This window comes from Actinomadura sp. 3N407, from assembly GCF_052245875.1.
In the GTDB taxonomy this organism is placed as follows: Bacteria; Actinomycetota; Actinomycetes; order Streptosporangiales; family Streptosporangiaceae; genus Spirillospora.
Window position 1 is genome coordinate 1 of the sequence record NZ_JBQQBP010000074.1, and the last position, 1,132, is coordinate 1,132.

Consider the following 1,132-nt stretch of genomic DNA (forward strand, 5'->3'; position numbering starts at 1 on the left):
GCCCAGCAGGCCGCGGCGCAAGACGACGACACCGGCCCGGTCGCCTGGCTGCTGTCGGCCAAAACCGCACCAGCCCTACGCCAGCACGCCCAACGCCTGCACCACCACCTCACCACCCACCCCCACCACAACCCCGCCACCACCGCCCACACCCTGACCACCCGCACCACCTTCCACCACCGCGCAGCCATCATCGCCACCCACCAACACGACCTCACCGACGCCCTGCACGCCCTGGCCACCGAACACCCCCACCACCACCTCATCCAAGGCACCCCCACCCCCGGCAAAACCGTCTTCGTCTTCCCCGGCCAAGGCTCCCAATGGACCGCAATGGGCCTACGCCTCCTGCAAACCTCACCCGTATTCGCCCACCACCTCACCGCCTGCGACCAAGCACTACAGCCCTACACCGGCTGGTCCCCCCTCGCAGTCCTACGCCAACAACCCCACACACCACCACCCGACCGCGTCGACGTCATCCAACCCACCCTCTTCGCCGTCATGATCGCCCTCGCCCGACTCTGGCAACACCACGGCGCCACCCCCGACACCGTCATCGGCCACTCCCAAGGCGAAATCGCCGCCGCCCACATCGCCGGAGCACTCACCCTCAACGACGCCGCCAAAACCATCGCACTGCGCAGCCAAGCCCTCCACCAACTCACCGGCACCGGCACCATGGCCGCCATCCCCCTCCCCCACCACCAAATCCCCACCACCCCCAACACCGCCATCGCCGCCATCAACTCACCCCACAACACCATCATCTCCGGCGACACCCACACCATCACCCAACTCATCACCCACTACCAAAACCACGGCATCAACGCCAAAACCATCCCCGTCGACTACCCCTCCCACTCACCCCACATCGAACCCCTCCGCACCCACATCCTCACCACACTCCACGACATCACCCCCCAACCACCCACCATCACCTTCCACTCCACCACCCACCCCGGCACCACACCCACCTGCGACGCCCACTACTGGTACGACAACCTCCGCAACACCGTCCACCTCCACACCACCACCACCCACCTCCTACACACCGGACACACCCGATTCATCGAAATCAGCCCCCACCCCATCCTCACCACACCCATCCAACACACCATCGACACCACCA

At 66.0% G+C, this 1,132-nt stretch carries 1 protein-coding gene; it reads left to right on the forward strand.

All coding sequences use genetic code 11. The annotated features are described in order from the left end of the window. Positions 1–1,132, forward strand: a 1,132-nt coding sequence (locus ACTWPP_RS44975) for an acyltransferase domain-containing protein (RefSeq protein WP_443110614.1), incomplete at both ends; no start/stop codon positions are given.